This is a genomic window from Pseudomonas izuensis (genome assembly GCF_009861505.1).
Classification (GTDB): Bacteria; Pseudomonadota; Gammaproteobacteria; order Pseudomonadales; family Pseudomonadaceae; genus Aquipseudomonas; species Aquipseudomonas izuensis.
On the sequence record NZ_WTFT01000040.1, the window covers coordinates 107,558 to 125,149 of the forward strand.

The 17,592-nt window shown below is 59.3% G+C and carries 22 protein-coding genes; 11 read left to right on the forward strand and 11 right to left on the reverse strand.

The window, feature by feature from the left end; all coding sequences use genetic code 11:
* Nucleotides 1-249: 249 nt before the first annotated feature.
* Nucleotides 250-1,008: a Nif3-like dinuclear metal center hexameric protein gene (locus tag GPL81_RS26575; protein WP_160109133.1), complete on the reverse strand. Its 759-nt coding sequence runs from the start codon at nt 1,006-1,008 to the stop codon at nt 250-252.
* Nucleotides 1,009-1,110: 102 nt separating this feature from the next.
* Between GPL81_RS26575 and algW the strand changes: the two genes are divergently transcribed.
* Nucleotides 1,111-2,271, forward strand: coding sequence for a Do family serine endopeptidase AlgW (gene algW, locus GPL81_RS26580; RefSeq protein ID WP_096513427.1), 1,161 nt, complete (start codon nt 1,111-1,113; stop codon nt 2,269-2,271).
* A gap of 61 nt (nt 2,272-2,332) precedes the next feature.
* Here algW and hisC read toward each other — a convergent pair whose 3' ends face one another.
* The 10 genes from hisC to GPL81_RS26630 all read right to left on the reverse strand — a co-directional run bounded on the left by hisC (nt 2,333) and on the right by GPL81_RS26630 (nt 10,286).
* Nucleotides 2,333-3,385 (reverse strand): histidinol-phosphate transaminase, encoded by a 1,053-nt coding sequence (hisC, locus tag GPL81_RS26585; protein WP_160109134.1) that lies wholly within the window; start codon nt 3,383-3,385, stop codon nt 2,333-2,335.
* 2 nt (nt 3,386-3,387) lie between these two features.
* The gene (hisD, locus tag GPL81_RS26590; protein ID WP_096513429.1) at nt 3,388-4,713 is read right to left on the reverse strand and encodes a histidinol dehydrogenase; all 1,326 of its coding nucleotides are present in this window, start codon (nt 4,711-4,713) and stop codon (nt 3,388-3,390) included.
* Nucleotides 4,714-4,839: 126 nt separating this feature from the next.
* Nucleotides 4,840-5,475, reverse strand: coding sequence for an ATP phosphoribosyltransferase (hisG, locus tag GPL81_RS26595; protein WP_007970278.1), 636 nt, complete (start codon nt 5,473-5,475; stop codon nt 4,840-4,842).
* Nucleotides 5,476-5,600: 125 nt separating this feature from the next.
* A complete protein-coding gene (gene murA, locus GPL81_RS26600; protein WP_096513430.1) occupies nt 5,601-6,866 on the reverse strand; it encodes a UDP-N-acetylglucosamine 1-carboxyvinyltransferase in 1,266 nt (421 codons plus the stop codon).
* A 22-nt stretch (nt 6,867-6,888) separates the two neighbouring features.
* Nucleotides 6,889-7,128, reverse strand: a complete 240-nt coding sequence (locus GPL81_RS26605) for a BolA family protein (RefSeq protein WP_007912386.1) — start codon at nt 7,126-7,128, stop codon at nt 6,889-6,891.
* A gap of 114 nt (nt 7,129-7,242) precedes the next feature.
* Nucleotides 7,243-7,548: an STAS domain-containing protein gene (locus tag GPL81_RS26610; RefSeq protein WP_160109135.1), complete on the reverse strand. Its 306-nt coding sequence runs from the start codon at nt 7,546-7,548 to the stop codon at nt 7,243-7,245.
* Nucleotides 7,545-8,198, reverse strand: coding sequence for an MlaC/ttg2D family ABC transporter substrate-binding protein (locus GPL81_RS26615; protein WP_160109136.1), 654 nt, complete (start codon nt 8,196-8,198; stop codon nt 7,545-7,547). The genes GPL81_RS26610 and GPL81_RS26615 overlap by 4 nt, the downstream gene beginning before the upstream one ends.
* 11 nt (nt 8,199-8,209) lie before the next feature.
* Entirely contained in the window at nt 8,210-8,677 is a 468-nt protein-coding gene (gene mlaD / locus GPL81_RS26620; protein ID WP_096513433.1) for an outer membrane lipid asymmetry maintenance protein MlaD, read from the reverse strand.
* A complete protein-coding gene (gene mlaE, locus GPL81_RS26625; RefSeq protein ID WP_160109137.1) occupies nt 8,677-9,474 on the reverse strand; it encodes a lipid asymmetry maintenance ABC transporter permease subunit MlaE in 798 nt (265 codons plus the stop codon). The genes mlaD and mlaE overlap by 1 nt, the downstream gene beginning before the upstream one ends.
* Nucleotides 9,474-10,286, reverse strand: coding sequence for an ATP-binding cassette domain-containing protein (locus GPL81_RS26630; RefSeq protein WP_160109138.1), 813 nt, complete (start codon nt 10,284-10,286; stop codon nt 9,474-9,476). The genes mlaE and GPL81_RS26630 overlap by 1 nt, the downstream gene beginning before the upstream one ends.
* A gap of 274 nt (nt 10,287-10,560) precedes the next feature.
* Here GPL81_RS26630 and GPL81_RS26635 point away from each other — a divergent pair, with 274 nt between their 5' ends.
* The 10 genes from GPL81_RS26635 (at nt 10,561) to GPL81_RS26680 (ending at nt 17,588) form a co-directional block, all read left to right on the forward strand.
* Nucleotides 10,561-11,535 (forward strand): KpsF/GutQ family sugar-phosphate isomerase, encoded by a 975-nt coding sequence (locus tag GPL81_RS26635; protein WP_096513436.1) that lies wholly within the window; start codon nt 10,561-10,563, stop codon nt 11,533-11,535.
* Entirely contained in the window at nt 11,535-12,059 is a 525-nt protein-coding gene (locus GPL81_RS26640; RefSeq protein WP_096513437.1) for a KdsC family phosphatase, read from the forward strand. Before GPL81_RS26635 ends, GPL81_RS26640 begins: the two co-directional genes overlap by 1 nt.
* A 7-nt stretch (nt 12,060-12,066) precedes the next feature.
* Nucleotides 12,067-12,639, forward strand: coding sequence for an LPS export ABC transporter periplasmic protein LptC (gene lptC / locus GPL81_RS26645; protein WP_121104990.1), 573 nt, complete (start codon nt 12,067-12,069; stop codon nt 12,637-12,639).
* The gene (gene lptA / locus GPL81_RS26650) at nt 12,626-13,174 is read left to right on the forward strand and encodes a lipopolysaccharide transport periplasmic protein LptA (protein ID WP_096513439.1); all 549 of its coding nucleotides are present in this window, start codon (nt 12,626-12,628) and stop codon (nt 13,172-13,174) included. Before lptC ends, lptA begins: the two co-directional genes overlap by 14 nt.
* Complete coding sequence (gene lptB / locus GPL81_RS26655) at nt 13,174-13,899, forward strand: LPS export ABC transporter ATP-binding protein (RefSeq protein ID WP_096513440.1); 726 nt, start codon at nt 13,174-13,176, stop codon at nt 13,897-13,899. The genes lptA and lptB overlap by 1 nt, the downstream gene beginning before the upstream one ends.
* 184 nt (nt 13,900-14,083) lie before the next feature.
* Nucleotides 14,084-15,577: an RNA polymerase factor sigma-54 gene (locus tag GPL81_RS26660; protein ID WP_160109139.1), complete on the forward strand. Its 1,494-nt coding sequence runs from the start codon at nt 14,084-14,086 to the stop codon at nt 15,575-15,577.
* 74 nt (nt 15,578-15,651) lie between these two features.
* Entirely contained in the window at nt 15,652-15,960 is a 309-nt protein-coding gene (gene hpf, locus GPL81_RS26665) for a ribosome hibernation-promoting factor, HPF/YfiA family (RefSeq protein WP_007941242.1), read from the forward strand.
* Between the two features lie 12 nt (nt 15,961-15,972).
* Entirely contained in the window at nt 15,973-16,437 is a 465-nt protein-coding gene (gene ptsN, locus GPL81_RS26670) for a PTS IIA-like nitrogen regulatory protein PtsN (protein ID WP_096513442.1), read from the forward strand.
* A gap of 2 nt (nt 16,438-16,439) precedes the next feature.
* A complete protein-coding gene (rapZ, locus tag GPL81_RS26675; RefSeq protein ID WP_096513443.1) occupies nt 16,440-17,297 on the forward strand; it encodes an RNase adapter RapZ in 858 nt (285 codons plus the stop codon).
* Nucleotides 17,298-17,312: 15 nt separating this feature from the next.
* Nucleotides 17,313-17,588 carry an HPr family phosphocarrier protein gene (locus GPL81_RS26680; RefSeq protein ID WP_096513444.1) on the forward strand — a complete coding sequence of 92 codons (276 nt, stop codon included), beginning with the start codon at nt 17,313-17,315 and terminating at the stop codon, nt 17,586-17,588.
* Nucleotides 17,589-17,592 lie beyond the last annotated feature (4 nt).

Here is a 17,592-nt window from a genome sequence, read left to right on the forward strand (position 1 = left end):
TCTTTCTTATGAACGGCCAGCGGGCCGTGTTCGAGCGAGGAATCCTAGCACAGCGACCTCTTCTAATCAGGACGCCAACTAGATCGAAAGAGCATATGAATATGCCTGCCTGTTTGGGCGAAACGCGCCCCCTGTAGGAGCGAGCCTGCTCGCGATGGTCGTCAACGAAAACACAGGGAGTCTGACACCCCGTGGTGTTCTCAGGTACATCGCGAGCAGGCTCGCTCCTACAGGGATCGCGTTTGCCCGTTAGATCGGGTTGGGGCAATCGATGAAGATGTGCTCGAGGGCAAACCGCTTCGCCAGATAGTCACCCAGCGCCTGTACGCCATAGCGCTCAGTGGCATGGTGACCGGCGGCGATGAAGCTGATGTCGTTTTCCCGGGCGCTGTGGAAAGTCTGCTCGGACGCTTCACCGCTGATGTACAGATCGACACCCGCCAGGATCGCCTGATCGATGTAACCCTGACCACCACCGGTGCACCAGCCAACGCGACGAATCATTGCGCTGCCCTCAACAAGCAACGGCTCGCGGCCCATGACTTCCTGCACGCGGCGGGCGAAATCCCGGGGTGTCATCGGTTCGCTCAACGAGCCGACCAGGCCGACGATTTTCAGATTGTCGGGATCGAGCGGGCCTTCGACGGTGATGTCGAGCTGCCGTGCGAGCTGCACGTTATTGCCCACGTCAGGGTGCAGGTCCAGCGGCAGGTGATAGGACAACAGACTGATGTCGTGCTTGAGCAGGGTCTTCAAGCGGCGCTGCTTCATGCCGGTGATGCACGGGTTTTCACCTTTCCAGAAGTAGCCGTGGTGCACCAGCACCAGATCGGCATTGGCTTCGACGGCGGCATCGAGCAATGCCTGGCTGGCGGTGACGCCACTGACAATGCGCATCACTTGCGGCCGACCCTCAACCTGCAGGCCGTTAGGGCAATAATCGGCAATCTTTGCACTGTTCAGGTAACGGTCGGCTTCTTCGACGAGTGTGCTCAGGGCGACGGCCATAAAAGACTCCTAAATATCCCGTTCAGAGGCGCGCGCGGCCTCGTATAATGCGCGACATTATGGGCGGTCTCTAACCGCCTGCAACCTCTCAGGACGTGCTTAATGCTCAAGGCGCTGCGTTTTTCCGGCTGGCCGTTGTTGGCCGGCGTGCTTGTCGCTCTGTTAATCATCCAGCGTTACCCGCAGTGGGTCGGGCTTCCGAGCCTCGACGTCAATCTGCAACAAGCCCCTCAAACCACGAGCATGCAGCAAGGTCCGGTGTCCTACTCCGAAGCGGTGATTACCGCCGCGCCTTCGGTGGTGAACCTGTACACCACCAAAGTCATCAACAAACCCAACCATCCATTGTTTGAAGATCCGCAGTTCCGGCGTTTCTTCGGCGACAACTCGCCCAAACAGAAGCGCATGGAATCGAGCCTCGGTTCCGGCGTAATCATGAGCCCGGAAGGCTACATCCTGACCAACAACCACGTGACCACTGGCGCCGACCAGATCGTGGTGGCACTCAAGGACGGTCGTGAAACCCTGGCCCGGGTGATCGGCAGCGACCCGGAAACCGATCTCGCGGTGTTGAAGATCGACTTGAAGAATCTGCCTTCGATCACTGTCGGCCGCTCCGACAACATCCGCATCGGTGATGTCGCGCTGGCCATCGGCAACCCGTTCGGCGTCGGCCAGACTGTGACCATGGGCATCATCAGTGCCACCGGGCGCAATCAGTTGGGCCTGAACAACTACGAAGACTTCATCCAGACCGATGCCGCCATCAACCCCGGCAACTCCGGCGGCGCGCTGGTGGACGCCAACGGCAACCTGACCGGCATCAACACGGCGATTTTCTCCAAGTCCGGCGGCTCTCAGGGCATCGGCTTCGCGATCCCGGTCAAACTGGCGATGGAGGTGATGAAGTCGATCATCGAGCACGGCCAGGTGATTCGTGGCTGGCTAGGCATCGAGGTACAGCCATTGAGCCAGGAACTGGCGGAATCCTTTGGTCTGTCGGGGCGCCCGGGCATTGTGGTCGCCGGGATTTTCCGCGACGGCCCAGCCCAGAAGGCCGGCCTGCAATTGGGGGACGTGATCCTCTCCATCGACGGAGAACCGGCGGGTGATGGTCGCCGTTCGATGAACCAGGTGGCACGGATCAAGCCGACCGACAAGGTCGTGGTCCAGGTGATGCGCAACGGCAAGGAACTCAAGCTCACCGCGGAAATCGGCCTGCGCCCGCCGCCCGCGCCGGTCAAAGAGAAAGAAGAAGAGTAAGCAGCTGATACATTCTCTTGCAGGAGCGAGCTTGCTCGCTCCTGCAAGGGTTAGTTTTGGATCAGAGCTCGCCGAGGCCGTCGATCAGCGCCTGATTCTGATCCGGCGTACCAATCGAGATCCGCAAGAACTGCGCAATCCGCTGCTGCTTGAAGTGCCGGACAATCACACCCTGCTCACGCAGCTTCGCCGCCAGCCCCGCCGCATCGTGCTGCGGGTGACGGGCGAAGATGAAGTTTGCTGCCGACGGCAGCACTTCAAAGCCCTTGGCCTTTAACTGCGAGATCACCCACTCACGGTTTTCGATCACCAATCGACAGGTCTTGTCGAAATACTCGCGATCCTCGAACGCCGCCGCCGCGCCGACATTCGCCATGCGATCCAACGGGTAGGAGTTGAAGCTGTTCTTGATGCGCTCCAGCGCCTCAATCAGGTCCGGATGCCCAACCGCCAGACCGACCCGCAGACCAGCCAGAGAGCGGGACTTGGACAATGTCTGTGTCACCAGCAGGTTCGGATAACGGTCCACCAGACTGATCGCCGTTTCCCCGCCGAAGTCGATATAAGCCTCATCCACAACGACCACCGAATCCGGACTGGCCTTGAGGATCTGCTCGACGGCGTCCAGCGCCAACAGGCAACCGGTCGGTGCGTTCGGGTTGGGGAAGATGATCCCGCCGTTCGGCTTGGCGTAGTCCGCCGGGTTGATCTGGAACTGCTCGTCCAGCGGCACGGCGTCGAACTTGATGCCGTACAGCCCGCAGTAAACCGGATAAAAGCTGTAACTGATGTCCGGGAACAGCAGCGGCTGATCGTGTTGCAGCAACCCATGGAATATGTGCGCCAGGACTTCGTCCGACCCGTTACCGAGGAACACCTGGTTGCTCTGTACGCCGTAGTACCTGGCCACTGCGTTCTTGAGCAGGTCGCTGTTGGGGTCAGGGTACAGACGCAAGTTGTCGTTCAGTTCGGTTTGCATCGCAGCCAAGGCTTTCGGCGATGGACCGTACGGGTTTTCGTTGGTGTTGAGCTTCACCAGTTTGGCCAGCTTCGGCTGCTCGCCCGGTACGTAAGGCACCAGATTCTTGACGAACGGGCTCCAGAATTTACTCATGTTCAGTTCCCCTTCTGTTCATCAAGAATACGGTATTCGGCGCTGCGCGCGTGGGCGCTCAACGATTCGCCACGGGCCAGTACCGAGGCGGTTTTGCCCAGCTCAGAGGCACCGGCCTCGGAACAGAAGATGATCGAAGAACGCTTCTGAAAGTCGTACACACCCAACGGCGAGGAGAAACGCGCGGTGCCGGAGGTTGGCAACACGTGATTCGGACCTGCGCAGTAGTCGCCCAGGGCTTCGGAAGTGTGACGGCCCATGAAGATCGCACCGGCGTGACGGATCTGCGGCAGCCAGGCCTGCGGGTCGGCGACCGACAACTCGAGGTGCTCCGGCGCGATGCGGTTGGCGACTTCGATGGCCTGTTCCATGTCACGGACCTGAATCAGCGCACCGCGGCCATTGATCGAGGTTTCGATGATCGCGGCGCGGTCCATGGTCGGCAGCAGCTTGGCAATGCTGGCGGCAACCTGGTCGAGAAACGCGGCATCCGGGCTGACCAGAATCGCCTGGGCGTCTTCGTCGTGCTCAGCCTGAGAGAACAGGTCCATGGCGATCCAGTCCGGATCGGTCTTGCCGTCGCACACCACAAGGATCTCCGACGGCCCGGCGATCATGTCGATACCGACTTGCCCGAACACGTGGCGCTTGGCGGTGGCCACATAGATGTTGCCCGGCCCCACCACCTTGTCGACCTTCGGCACGCTTTCGGTGCCGTAGGCCAGCGCAGCGACGGCTTGAGCTCCGCCGATGGTGAACACCCGGTCCACGCCGGCGATGCAGGCAGCGGCCAGCACCAGTTCGTTGATTTCACCCCGTGGAGTCGGCACCACCATGACCACTTCGGTCACACCGGCGACCTTGGCCGGAATCGCGTTCATCAGTACCGACGACGGATACGATGCCTTACCGCCTGGCACGTACAGGCCCGCGCGATCCAGCGGCGTGACCTTCTGGCCCAGCACGGTGCCGTCGGCTTCGGTGTAGCTCCAGGAATCCTGTTTCTGCTTTTCGTGATAGCTGCGCACGCGGGCGGCGGCTTTTTCCAGGGCTTCGCGCTGCGCCACGGTGATACGTGTGAGCGCCAGTTCCAGACGTTCGCGCGGCAGGATCAGATCCGCCATGGAGGCGACGTCCAGCCCGTCGAATTGGCGGGTGAATTCCACCAACGCCGCATCGCCACGCTCGCGCACGGCTTTGATGATGTCCAGCACGCGCTGATTGACCGAGTCGTCAGACACACTTTCCCAACTCAGCAGATGATCCAGATGATGTGCGAAATCCGGGTCAGCAGCGTTGAGTCGGCGAATTGCAGTCGGTGCGGTCATAGCGAGAGCCTCATAGAATTGGCAAAAAACTCAGGCGCCCTAACTTAGCAGTCGTTCCGCTTGGGCACCTGAGAATTCTGGCTATGAGGCGGATAGACGGGCGCGACTCAAGGTCGCGCAGGTGAATCAGCCGCGGTGTCGAGACTCCACTGCCTTGCGCAGGGTGTCGATCAACGCCTGGATACGGGCGTGCTGCATTTTCATCGATGCCTTGTTGACGATCAGGCGAGAGCTGATGGCAGCAATGAAATCCTGGGGCTCCAGGCCGTTGGCCCGCAGCGTGTTGCCGGTGTCGACCACGTCGATGATCTTGTCGGCCAGACCAATCAGCGGTGCCAGCTCCATCGAGCCGTACAGCTTGATGATGTCGACCTGGCGGCCCTGTTCGGCGTAGTAGCGCTTGGCAACGTTGACGAACTTGGTGGCGATACGCAGGCGGCCCTTGGGCTCGACCGCGCCAACCTTACCGGCGGTCATCAGCTTGCACTGGGCAATTTGCAGGTCCAGTGGCTCGTACAAGCCCTGGCCGCCGTATTCCATCAGCACATCTTTACCGGCGACACCCAGGTCGGCGGCACCATGTTCGACATAGGTCGGCACATCGGTGGCACGCACGATCAGCAGACGAACATCGTCCTGGGTCGTGGGGATGATCAGCTTGCGGCTCTTGTCCGGATTCTCGGTCGGCACGATGCCCGCTTCAGCCAGAAGCGGCAGGGTGTCGTCAAGGATGCGGCCCTTGGACAGTGCGATAGTCAGCATGGGAAACGTCAGCCCTTTATCAGGAATCTTATGCCCGGTCACAATCGGCGCCGGACACGCATCGAGCCGGAAACCGGCTCGACTTGAAAACCAATGGGCACCTCCCTGTGCCCTATCTGCAACGACTAGCCCGGAACGCGACGGATCTTGGCGCCCAGCATCTGCAGTTTCTCTTCGATGCACTCGTAACCACGGTCGATGTGGTAGATGCGGTCGATCAGGGTGTCGCCTTCGGCGATCAGCGCCGAAATCACCAGGCTGGCCGAAGCACGCAGGTCGGTGGCCATGACTGGCGCGCCCTTGAGCTTTTCGGTGCCGGTGACGATGGCGGTGTTGCCTTCGACCTGGATCTTGGCGCCCATGCGGTGCAGTTCGTAAACGTGCATGAAACGGTTTTCGAAGATCGTCTCGATCACCGCACCGGTGCCTTCGGCAATGGCGTTGAGGGAGATGAACTGCGCTTGCATGTCCGTCGGGAACGCCGGGTACGGAGCGGTCCGCACGTTGACGGCTTTAGGCCGCTTGCCGTGCATGTTCAGCTCGATCCAGTCTTCACCGGTGGTGATTTCCGCACCCGACTCCCGAAGCTTTTCCAGAACGGCTTCGAGGATGGTCGGATCGGTGTCCTTGACCTTCACGCGACCGCCGGTCACGGCAGCAGCAACCAGGTAGGTACCGGTTTCGATACGGTCAGGCATCACTTTGTAAGTGGTGGTGTGCAGACGCTCGACGCCATCGATGGTGATGGTGTCGGTGCCGGCGCCGGAAACCTTGGCGCCCATGGCGTTCAGGAAGTTCGCCAGGTCGACCACTTCAGGCTCGCGCGCGGCGTTAGCCAGTACGCTGCGGCCCTTGGCCAGCGCGGCTGCCATCATGATGTTTTCGGTACCGGTCACGCTGACGGTATCGAAGAAGAAGTGAGCGCCGCGCAGGCCGCCTTCAGGGGCCTTGGCCTTGATGTAGCCGCCTTCGACGTCGATGATCGCGCCCATGGCTTCCAGGCCGCGGATGTGCAGGTCAACCGGACGCGAACCGATGGCACAACCGCCAGGCAGTGCAACTTCGGCTTCACCGAAACGGGCAACCATCGGGCCCAGCACCAGGATCGATGCACGCATGGTTTTAACCAGTTCGTACGGAGCGATCAGGGTTTTGATGGTGCGCGGATCGATTTCGACGGCCAGTTTCTCGTCGATCACCGGCTCGATCCCCATGCGACCGAACAGTTCGATCATGGTGGTGATGTCGTGCAGGTGCGGCAGGTTGGCAACAGTCACCGGACCATCGCACAGCAGCGTGGCAGCCAGGATCGGCAGGGCAGAGTTCTTTGCCCCGGAGATGCGGATTTCGCCGTCAAGACGAGCACCGCCAGTAATAATCAATTTATCCATAAGAATCTCGACGCCCTTGGGCTCAGGTGCGCTCGGCCCAGGCCGCGCTGCTGAAAAATTTCATAGTGACCGCATGGATGCTGCCATCGGTGATCCATGGGTTCAAATGGGCATAGATCTGCTGCTGACGCTTGACCGGGCTCAATGCCGCCAGTTCATCGCTAATCACGTTCAGCTGGAAATTGCAGCCTTCGCCCTCAACTTCCACCAGCGTTCCTGGCAGCTTTCCTTCAAGGAAGCTTTTAACTTCTACGGCCTGCATGCTCAACCTCAATCGGCGCCCTGTGCGCGCGGGTCGGACATCATACAAAAAAGCCCCGCGCCTGCGAACCCCGCGAAGCAGGACTCTGACGGGGGGCTTCCTTATAGATGCGGGTTAGGGTTGCTCCAACAGCTCGGTCAACTCACTGACCTGAGCGATTTCGCGCATGTCTTCCGGCATCGCGCGGATGCTCAGCGCCTTGCCGGTCGCCCGTGCATCGCGCATGAAGCACAACAGCAACGACAGACCGACACTGCTGGACTTGGTCACCGCAGAACAATCGACCACCAGCGCCGGGGCCTCGCTGGCCTTGATCAGCGCCTGCCCCTGCTCGCGCAGGGCAGGACCGGTGCGGTAGTCCAGCACGCCGCTGAGCCGCAGCTCGCCGGAGTCGTCCATCATGATGGCCGACTCACTCATTGGGCTTGCTGCCCTTGAGTCTTGTCGGTGGCTTCCTTGGCTTTGGCGACTTCCCCGGCCCAACCATTGATGGTCTTGTCCAGGTCATTGCCATTGCGCTGCATCGCATCGGCGAACTGATCGCGGAACAGCTTGCCGATGTTGATGCCATTGATGATGACGTTGCGCAGTTTCCACTCGCCACCGATCTTTTCCAGGGTGTAGGACACCGGGTAGATCGCGCCGCTGCTGCCCTTGACGGTCATGCCGACGCTCGTACGGTCACCCGACTCGTCCTTGGCAGGCTCAACGGTGATGCCCTGGTTGTTGTACTCGAGCAAGGCATTGCCATAGAACTGGAACAGACCCTTCTTGAAGTTCTCTTCAAAGGTCTTCATTTGCGCCGGCGTGGCTTTGCGCGAGTACTTGACCGTCATGATGCTCTTGGAAATGCCCTCGGCATCCACGACAGGCCCGACAATGGTGTTCAGCGCCGTATAAAAACCCTGCGGGTCTTGCTTGTACTTTTCTTTGTTGGCGGCCAGATCGGCCAGCATACGGTTGGTGGTGTCCTGGACCAGATCGTGCGCGGAAGGCGCCGCCACGGCGTTAGCCATCAACGGCAAGGCCGCGAACAACACCAACAGGCCACGTCGCAAGGTAGAGATCATTTAGCAATTCCTCATTTGGCGTCTTTGCTTACGGTATTGAGAAGAAACTTACCGATCAGATCCTCGAGCACCAGCGACGACTGGGTGTCATGGATGGTCCCGCCATCCTTGAGCAGGGCTTCTTCCCCGCCCACGCTGATGCCGATGTATTTCTCGCCCAACAGGCCAGCAGTCAGGATAGACGCAGTGGAGTCGGCGGGCAGGTTATCCACACGCTTTTCCAGCTGCATGGTCACTCGACCGGTGAAACTGTCGCGGTCCAGATCGATCGCCGTGACCTTGCCGATGGTCACACCGGCCATGGTCACTTTAGCTCTGACCGTCAAACCGGCGATATTGTCGAAATACGCATAAAGTTTATAAGTGTCGGTGCTCGGACTCGGGGACAAGCCACTCACCCGCAGCGCCAGCAACAATAAAGCCAGGACGCCGGCCAGCAAGAAAAGGCCGACACCGATTTCCAGGGTGCGGTTTTGCATCAGAAATCTCCAAACATCAAGGCGGTCAGAATAAAGTCCAGGCCGAGCACAGCCAGAGAGGCATACACCACGGTCTTGGTAGTGGCACGACTGATCCCCTCGGAAGTGGGCTCGCAGTCATAGCCTTGGAATACGGCGATCCAGGTCACGACAAAGGCAAAAACCATGCTTTTGATGATGCCGTTGAGCACATCGTCCGCGAAGGTCACGCTGTTCTGCATGTTCGACCAGTAGGAGCCGTCATAAACACCCAGCCAGTCAACCGCCACCCACGAGCCACCCCAGATACCCACCACGCTGAAAATCATCGCCAGCACCGGCAGGGAAATGAAACCGGCCCACAGGCGTGGGGCAATGATGTACTTGAGCGGGTCGACCCCGATCATTTCCAGGCTGGACAATTGTTCGGTGGACTTCATGTTGCCGATTTCGGCCGTCAACGCCGAACCGGCACGCCCGGCAAACAGCAAAGCCGTCACCACCGGACCCAATTCGCGCAACAGGGTCAGCGCTACCATCTGCCCTACCGCCTGCTCCGAACCGTAACTGGACAGGATATTGAAGCCCTGCAGCGCCAGCACCATGCCGATGAAGATGCCGGAGACCACGATGATCACCAGCGACATCACGCCCACGGAGTGCAATTGCCTGACCAGCAGGCCGAAACCGCCGCCGATGCCGCCGCGGCCCAGCAACGCGTGAAACAGGAACAGCGTCGAACGACCGAACACCGCAACAGTGTCGATCCCGGCCCGACCAAACCGGCGTACGCGTTCTATTAATGTAATTCTGCGCATCAGCGGCGCTTCCCCAGGAGATCTGCGCGGTAATCCGGCGCTGGAAAGTGATACGGAACCGGGCCATCGGGCTCCCCGGTCATGAATTGACGAATTTTCGGGTCGTCCGAATTCATCAGCTCCTTGGGCGTGCCCTGCCCCAACACCTGCCCGTCGCCCACTACATAAATGTAATCGGCAATGCTCGCGGTCTCGGCCAGGTCGTGGGAAACCACGATACTGGTGATGCCCAGAGCATCGTTGAGCAGGCGGATCAGGCGCACCAGCACACCCATGGCGATAGGGTCCTGACCGACAAAGGGCTCGTCATACATGAGAATCTGCGGATCGAGCGCAATCGCCCGCGCCAGTGCGACACGACGCTTCATGCCACCGGACAGTTCGTCAGGCATCAGTTCGATGGCGCCACGCAAACCCACGGCCTGCAACTTGAGCAGGACGATATCGCGGATCATTTCATCCGGCAGCTCGGTGTGAACGCGCAGCGGAAAGGCCACGTTCTCGTACACATCGAGATCGGTAAACAGTGCGCCACTCTGAAACAGCACGCCCATGTGCTTGCGGGCATCGAACAGATCGCTGCGCGAGAGTTTCGGCAGGTTCTGGCCGTTGACCCAGACTTCGCCCCGGGTAGGCCGCAATTGCGCGCCCATCAACCGCAACAGCGTAGTCTTGCCACACCCGGAAGGTCCCATGATGCCGGTGACCTTGCCGCGGGGAATACGGATATCGACGTTATTGAAAATGCTGCGCGCACCGCGCTTGAAGGTCAGTCCCTTCAGCTCGACCGCGTAGGCGTTATCGGCACTCATCTAAACTCCTTGCGATGCAGCCTCTCACTCGGACGCCTGACTTTCTGACGAAAGCACATATTCCCGGGCGGGCCGAACTGGCGGCGAACTATATCACTGCAAACGCCAGGCACCCAAGGTCATTGCCGGGCCATGTGCAGCAACATGACGAGCCAAAAGCATTACCTGGCGGGATTCGGTAGCAGGGAATGACAATGCGCGACGAACTTGCGTGAGGGTTTTGATCATAACCGTTATAATCGCCGCCTTTTCATCAGGCTAAATGATTTCTGACATGAGCCAATCCAGCGACCTGATTCAATCCGCCCAACGCACCATCCGCCTCGAGGTGGAAGCCGTACAAGGCTTGCTGCCGCATATCGACGCAGATTTCGTACGCGCCTGCGAGATGATTCTGGCCAGCAAAGGCCGCGTAGTCGTGGTCGGCATGGGCAAGTCGGGGCATATCGGCAACAAGATCGCCGCTACCCTGGCCAGCACCGGCACCCCGGCATTTTTCGTCCACCCGGCTGAAGCCAGTCATGGTGACATGGGCATGATCACCCGCGACGACATCATCCTGGCGCTGTCGAATTCCGGCTCCACCCATGAAATCGTGACCCTGCTGCCGCTGATCAAGCGCCTGGGCATCCAACTGATCAGCATGACCGGTAATCCCGATTCGCCGCTGGCCAAGGCCTCCGAGGTCAACCTCAATGTTATCGTCGAGCATGAAGCCTGCCCGCTGAACCTGGCGCCCACCTCTTCGACAACCGCCGCGCTGGTCATGGGCGATGCCCTGGCCGTCGCCTTGCTGGAAGCCCGCGGATTCACTGCCGAAGACTTCGCCTTTTCCCATCCTGGTGGTGCACTGGGCCGACGTCTGTTGCTGAAAGTGGAAAACGTCATGCACGCCGGGCAAGAACTGCCGCAGGTTCAGCGCGGCACCCTGCTTAAGGACGCCCTGATGGAAATGACCCGCAAGGGCCTGGGCATGACTGTAATCCTTGAAGCCGACGGCAAGCTGGCCGGGATCTTCACCGACGGCGATCTGCGCCGCACCCTGGACCGCACCATCGACATCCACAGCGTCACCATCGATCAGGTCATGACCGCCCACGGCAAGACCGCCCGCGCCGAGATGCTCGCCGCCGAGGCCCTGAAAATCATGGAAGACCATAAAATCAATGCACTGGTGGTGGTCGACGGTGAAGACCGCCCGGTCGGCGCCTTGAACATGCACGACTTGCTGCGTGCGGGGGTAATGTAATGAGCACGGACCTGCTGCAACGCGGCCAACAGATCAAGCTGGCAGTTTTCGACGTCGACGGCGTTCTCACCGACGGGCGCCTGTACTTCCTCGAAGACGGCAGCGAATTCAAGACGTTCAACACCCTCGACGGCCAAGGCATCAAAATGCTGATGGCCGCCGGCGTGCAGACCGCCATCATCAGCGGCCGCAAGACTCCGGTGGTCGAGCGACGGGCGAAGAACCTCGGCATTCCACATCTGTATCAGGGTCGCGAAGACAAACTGGTGGTGCTCGACGAGCTTCTTGGCCAACTCAACCTAAGCTATGAACAGGTCGCCTACCTGGGTGACGATTTGCCTGACTTGCCGGTGATTCGCCGCGTGGGACTGGGCATGGCAGTGGCCAACGCCGCCAGTTTCGTGCGCGAACACGCCCATGGCATTACCCAGGCCCGCGGTGGCGAAGGTGCCGCCCGCGAATTCTGCGAATTGATCCTGCGCGCCCAGGGCCGCCTCGATGCGGCCAACGCCGCGTACCTGTGAGCCAGACATGCTGAGCAAAAAGATTCGCAACATCCTGATATTCGGCTGCATCGCGGCGATTTTCGCCGCGGTCGGCTACTGGAACATCAGCCCGGAACGCTTCCTCGACAAGCCGGTTGCGCAAGTCGACGAAAGCGCGATCGACTATTACGCCACCAACGCCCATAGCGTGCAGTTCCTGCCGGACGGGAAATTGCAATACGACATGACTTCGGACAAGGTCGAGCACCTCAAAGCCACCGAAGTGACATTGCTGACCAACCCCGACCTGAACATATTCCGTGGCACCGAGTTTCCATGGCACGTCCAGAGCGAGAAGGGTGAAGTCAACCCCGACGGCACACAGGTCGAACTGATCGATTCTGTACGCATCACGCGTTTCGACGAGAAAAACCGCAAAACCCTGATCACCACCACTCGCATGACGGTGTTCCCGCAGCAGCAATATGCGCAGACCGAGCAACCCGTTAGAATCGACGGCGCCGGCGGTGTATCGACAGGCATTGGAATGAAAGCGTATTTGAAAGAAAGCAGGATACACCTGCTCTCGAACGTAAGAGGACAGTATGAGGCTCGTTAAAACCCTCCCTATTTTGCTCAGTCTGGGCGCAGCACTGGGAAGCGTGAGCGCCTGGGCCCTGCCGAACGATCAAGAGCAGCCTATCCGCATCCAGGCCGACGATGCCCAGCTGGACGACAAGAATGGCATTGCCACCTACAAAGGTGACGTGATCATTACCCAGGGCTCGATGAAGGTTACCGGCAACACCGTGACCGTCACCCGCACCCCTGCCGGCGATATCGACGTGATGACTTCAGTGGGCAACCTGGCTTACTTCGAGCAATTGCAAACCCAGGGTGACACCAAGCCCGTCCAAGGTTGGGGAGTGACGATCCAGTACCACGCCACGCAGAACCGCGTCGTGCTGATTGATCGCGCCAAAGTCATCGACAAGGACAACAACACCACCCAAGGCGAGAAAATCGTCTACGACACGGTCAAGAAGCTGGCCAGTGCCGGTCGCGCCACCGGCAGTAAAGTCACCGAGGCGCGTCCGCGCATCGACATGGTGATCCAGCCGAAAAAGAAAACCGACGAGCAAAAGGCCCAGTAATGGCAACTCTGAAAGCTCAGCATCTGGCCAAGAGCTACAAGAGCCGCCAGGTCGTGCGTGACGTCAGCCTGTCCATCGACAGCGGTCAGATCGTCGGCCTGCTTGGCCCCAACGGTGCCGGCAAGACCACCTGTTTCTACATGATCGTTGGCCTGGTTCAGGCCGATCAGGGCCGCGTGCTGATCGACGACCTGGACGTCAGCCACCAGCCCATGCACGGTCGCGCGAAGGCCGGTATCGGCTATCTTCCGCAAGAAGCGTCGATCTTCCGCAAACTCTCGGTGGCCGACAACATCATGGCCATCCTCGAGACCCGCAAGGAACTCGACAAGGCCGGTCGTCGCAAAGAGCTGGAAAGCCTGCTGCAGGAATTCCACATCAGCCACATTCGCGACAACCTTGGCATGAGCCTGTCCGGTGGCGAGCGTCGCCGCGTGGAAATTGCCCGTGCACTGGCCACCAATCCAAAATTCATCCTGCTCGACGAACCCTTCGCTGGCGTGGACCCGATTTCGGTGGGCGACATCAAACAGATCATTCACCACCTGAAGGCCAAGGGCATTGGCGTCCTGATCACTGACCACAACGTCCGTGAAACCCTGGATATCTGCGAAACCGCCTACATCGTCAACGATGGCCAACTGATCGCCGAAGGTGACGCTCATACCATCCTGGCCAACGACCTGGTCAAGGAAGTGTACCTGGGGCATGAGTTCCGCCTGTAAGCACTGAGGCGCCTGGCTAGTCGACCGAGCGCTTGTCTCGATAAAAAATCAACTCTTTTTTATTGTTACGGCGCTCTAGGCAAACACCGCAACTTCGGGCATATAATTTGCTTATGTTTGGCGCTCCGGCGCCCTGTAGTGGATGGCGCATGTGCGCCGGCGAATAAGGTGTTAAGCCCCTGCCATGAAACCATCGCTAGTCTTGAGAATGGGCCAGCAGCTGACGATGACACCGCAGCTGCAACAGGCCATCCGTCTGCTCCAATTGTCGACCCTGGACCTGCAACAGGAAATCCAGGAGGCCCTGGAGTCCAATCCGATGCTCGAACGCCAGGAAGAAGGCGACGACTTCGATAACACTGACCCCTTGGCCGACAACGCCGAACAGAAGCCCAACACCGAGACTCAGGAACCCTCCTACCAGGAAAGCGCGCCAACCGTTGATAACCTCGACGAAGGCGACTGGAACGAGCGCATCCCCAACGAACTTCCTGTCGACACGGCATGGGAAGACGTTTACCAGACCAGCGCCAGCAGCCTGCCGAGCAACGATGACGATGAGTGGGATTTCACCACCCGCACATCCGCCGGTGAAAGCCTGCAAAGCCACTTGCTCTGGCAATTGAACCTGGCGCCGATGTCCGACACCGACCGCCTGATCGCCGTAACCCTGATCGACTGCATCAACAATCAGGGCTATCTGGACGAAACACTCGAGGAAATACTCGAGGCCTTCGATCCGGAACTGGACATCGAACTGGACGAAATCGAAGCCGTCCTGCACCGCATCCAGCAATTCGAACCTGCCGGCATCGGCGCCCGCAACCTGGGCGAATGCCTGTTGCTGCAATTGCGCCAGTTGCCGGCCAAGACTCCATGGCTGACCGAGGCCAAGCGCCTGGTGACCGATTTTATCGACCTGCTCGGCAGCCGTGACTACAGCCAGTTGATGCGCCGCATGAAGCTCAAGGAAGATGAGTTGCGCCAGGTCATCGAACTGGTTCAGAGCCTCAATCCGCGTCCCGGCTCGCAGATCGAATCCACCGAAGCCGAATACGTCGTCCCTGACGTGATCGTGCGCAAGGACAATGAGCGCTGGCTGGTGGAGCTGAACCAGGAGTCGGTGCCACGGCTGCGGGTCAACGCCCAGTACGCCGGCTTCGTGCGCCGCGCCGATACCAGCGCTGATAACACCTTCATGCGCAATCAGTTGCAGGAGGCCCGCTGGTTCATCAAGAGCCTGCAAAGCCGCAACGAAACCCTGATGAAAGTGGCCACCCAGATCGTCGAGCATCAGCGCGGCTTCCTGGAATATGGCGACGAAGCCATGAAACCACTGGTCCTGCATGACATCGCTGAAGCGGTCGGCATGCACGAGTCAACGATCTCTCGAGTGACCACACAGAAATTCATGCATACCCCCCGGGGCATCTATGAACTGAAGTACTTTTTCTCCAGTCACGTCAGCACCTCTGAAGGCGGCGAATGCTCGTCCACGGCGATCCGCGCGATCATCAAAAAACTGGTTGCCGCGGAAAATCAGAAAAAGCCGTTGAGTGACAGCAAGATCGCTGGTTTACTGGAGGCACAAGGCATTCAGGTGGCTCGCCGCACCGTCGCCAAGTACCGCGAATCCCTCGGGATCGCGCCTTCGAGCGAACGCAAGCGGTTGATGTAGAGCCACGCCACAGCGTTCCAGTGGTAGATCATCTGATCTACCGCTTTATGCACTGGCAACGAAGGAGAAGCTGTATGCAAGTCAACATCAGTGGACACCAACTGGAAGTGACCGAACCTCTTCGCACCTACATCGGCGAAAAACTCGAACGATTGGAGCGACATTTCGACAAGATCACCAACGTGCAGGTCACGATGACGGTCGAAAAGCTGAAGCAGAAAATCGAAGCCACGTTGCATATTCCCGGCAATGAAGTGGTCGCCAACGCGGAACATACCGATATGTACGCGGCGATCGACGCACTGACCGACAAGCTGGATAAACAACTCAAAAAGCATAAGGAAAAGACCCAGAGCCTCCTCCAGGGCGCTACCGGTCGTTAACACTCCCAACCCATGATCCGACTTGAAAGCATCCTGACCCCCGGCCGTTCCCTGGTGAACGTGCCGGGCGGCAGCAAAAAGAAAGCCCTCGAGCAAATTGCCAATCTGATCGCCCGCGAAGTGCCGGGTCTGGAGATGCAAGATGTCTTCGAGGCTTTGATTGCCCGTGAAAAACTCGGTTCGACCGGTTTTGGCAACGGCATCGCCATCCCCCATTGTCGCCTGAAGGGTTGCATCTCGCCCATCAGTGCCTTGATGCACCTTGACGCCCCTATCGATTTCGACGCCATCGATGGCGCACCGGTTGACCTGCTGTTCGTCCTGTTGGTCCCGCAAGCCGCTACCGATGCGCACCTGGAGCTGTTGCGCCAGATCGCCAGCATGCTCGACCGCAAGGACGTGCGCGACAAACTGCGTAGCGCTCCGAGCAATGAAGCCTTGTATCAGGTTGTCCTGGACGAGCAAAACGGGCACTAATCATGCGCTTGATCATCGTCAGCGGCCGCTCAGGCTCAGGTAAAAGTACCGCCCTCGATGTGCTTGAGGACAACGGCTACTACTGCATCGACAACCTGCCTGCCGGCTTGTTGCCGGAGCTGGCCGAACGTGCGTTGATTCACACTGAGCTGTCACAGCCGCTGGTTGCCGTCTCCATCGATGCACGCAACCTGCCAAGCCACTTGTCGCGGTTCCCAGAGCTGCTGGAAGAAGTCCGCAGCCGTCACATCCAGTGTGATGTCCTTTACCTGGATGCCGACGAAGAAACCCTGCTCAAACGTTTCTCTGAAACCCGCCGTCGCCACCCGCTGAGCAGTGCCAATCGCTCGCTGGCCGAGGCGATCAATGATGAAACGGACCTGCTCGGCCCTATCGCCGACCTGGCCGATCTCAAGGTGAACACCACCAACCTGAACCTGTATCAACTGCGCGATACCATCAAGCTACGCCTGTTGAACCAGCCGGAACCCGGCACAGCTTTCCTCGTGGAGTCTTTCGGCTTCAAGCGTGGCATGCCGGTCGATGCCGACCTGGTGTTCGATGTGCGCTGCCTGCCCAATCCCTACTGGAAACCGGAGTTGCGCGCGCAGTCCGGGCTCGATCAACCAGTTGCCGAATACCTGGCGGCACAGCCGGATGTCGAAGAAATGTTCCAGGATATCTCCACCTACCTGCTCAAATGGCTACCCCGCTTTGCTGCCAGCAACCGTGCTTATGTCACCATTGCCATCGGTTGCACCGGCGGACATCACCGCTCTGTCTACCTGACCGAACGTTTGGGCAAGACCCTGCAGCAATCCCTGAAGAACGTCCAGGTCCGCCACCGCGACCTCAGCTAAAGGATTCACATCGCGATGCCTGCTCTGGAAATCGAAATCATCAACAAACTGGGCCTGCATGCCCGGGCGTCTGCAAAATTCGTCGGGGTCGCCGGTCAATTCAAGGATTGCACGATCAGGGTAGGACGCACGCCGGAATCCACCGTCGATGGCAAAAGCATCATGGCCATGATGATGCTCGCCGCCGGCAAGGGCACCAAAATCCATCTGAGCACGGAAGGCGAGCAGGAGCAGGAAGCGATGGATGCGCTGGTGGCCTTGATCAACAACTTCTTCGACGAAGGCGAGTGAATGC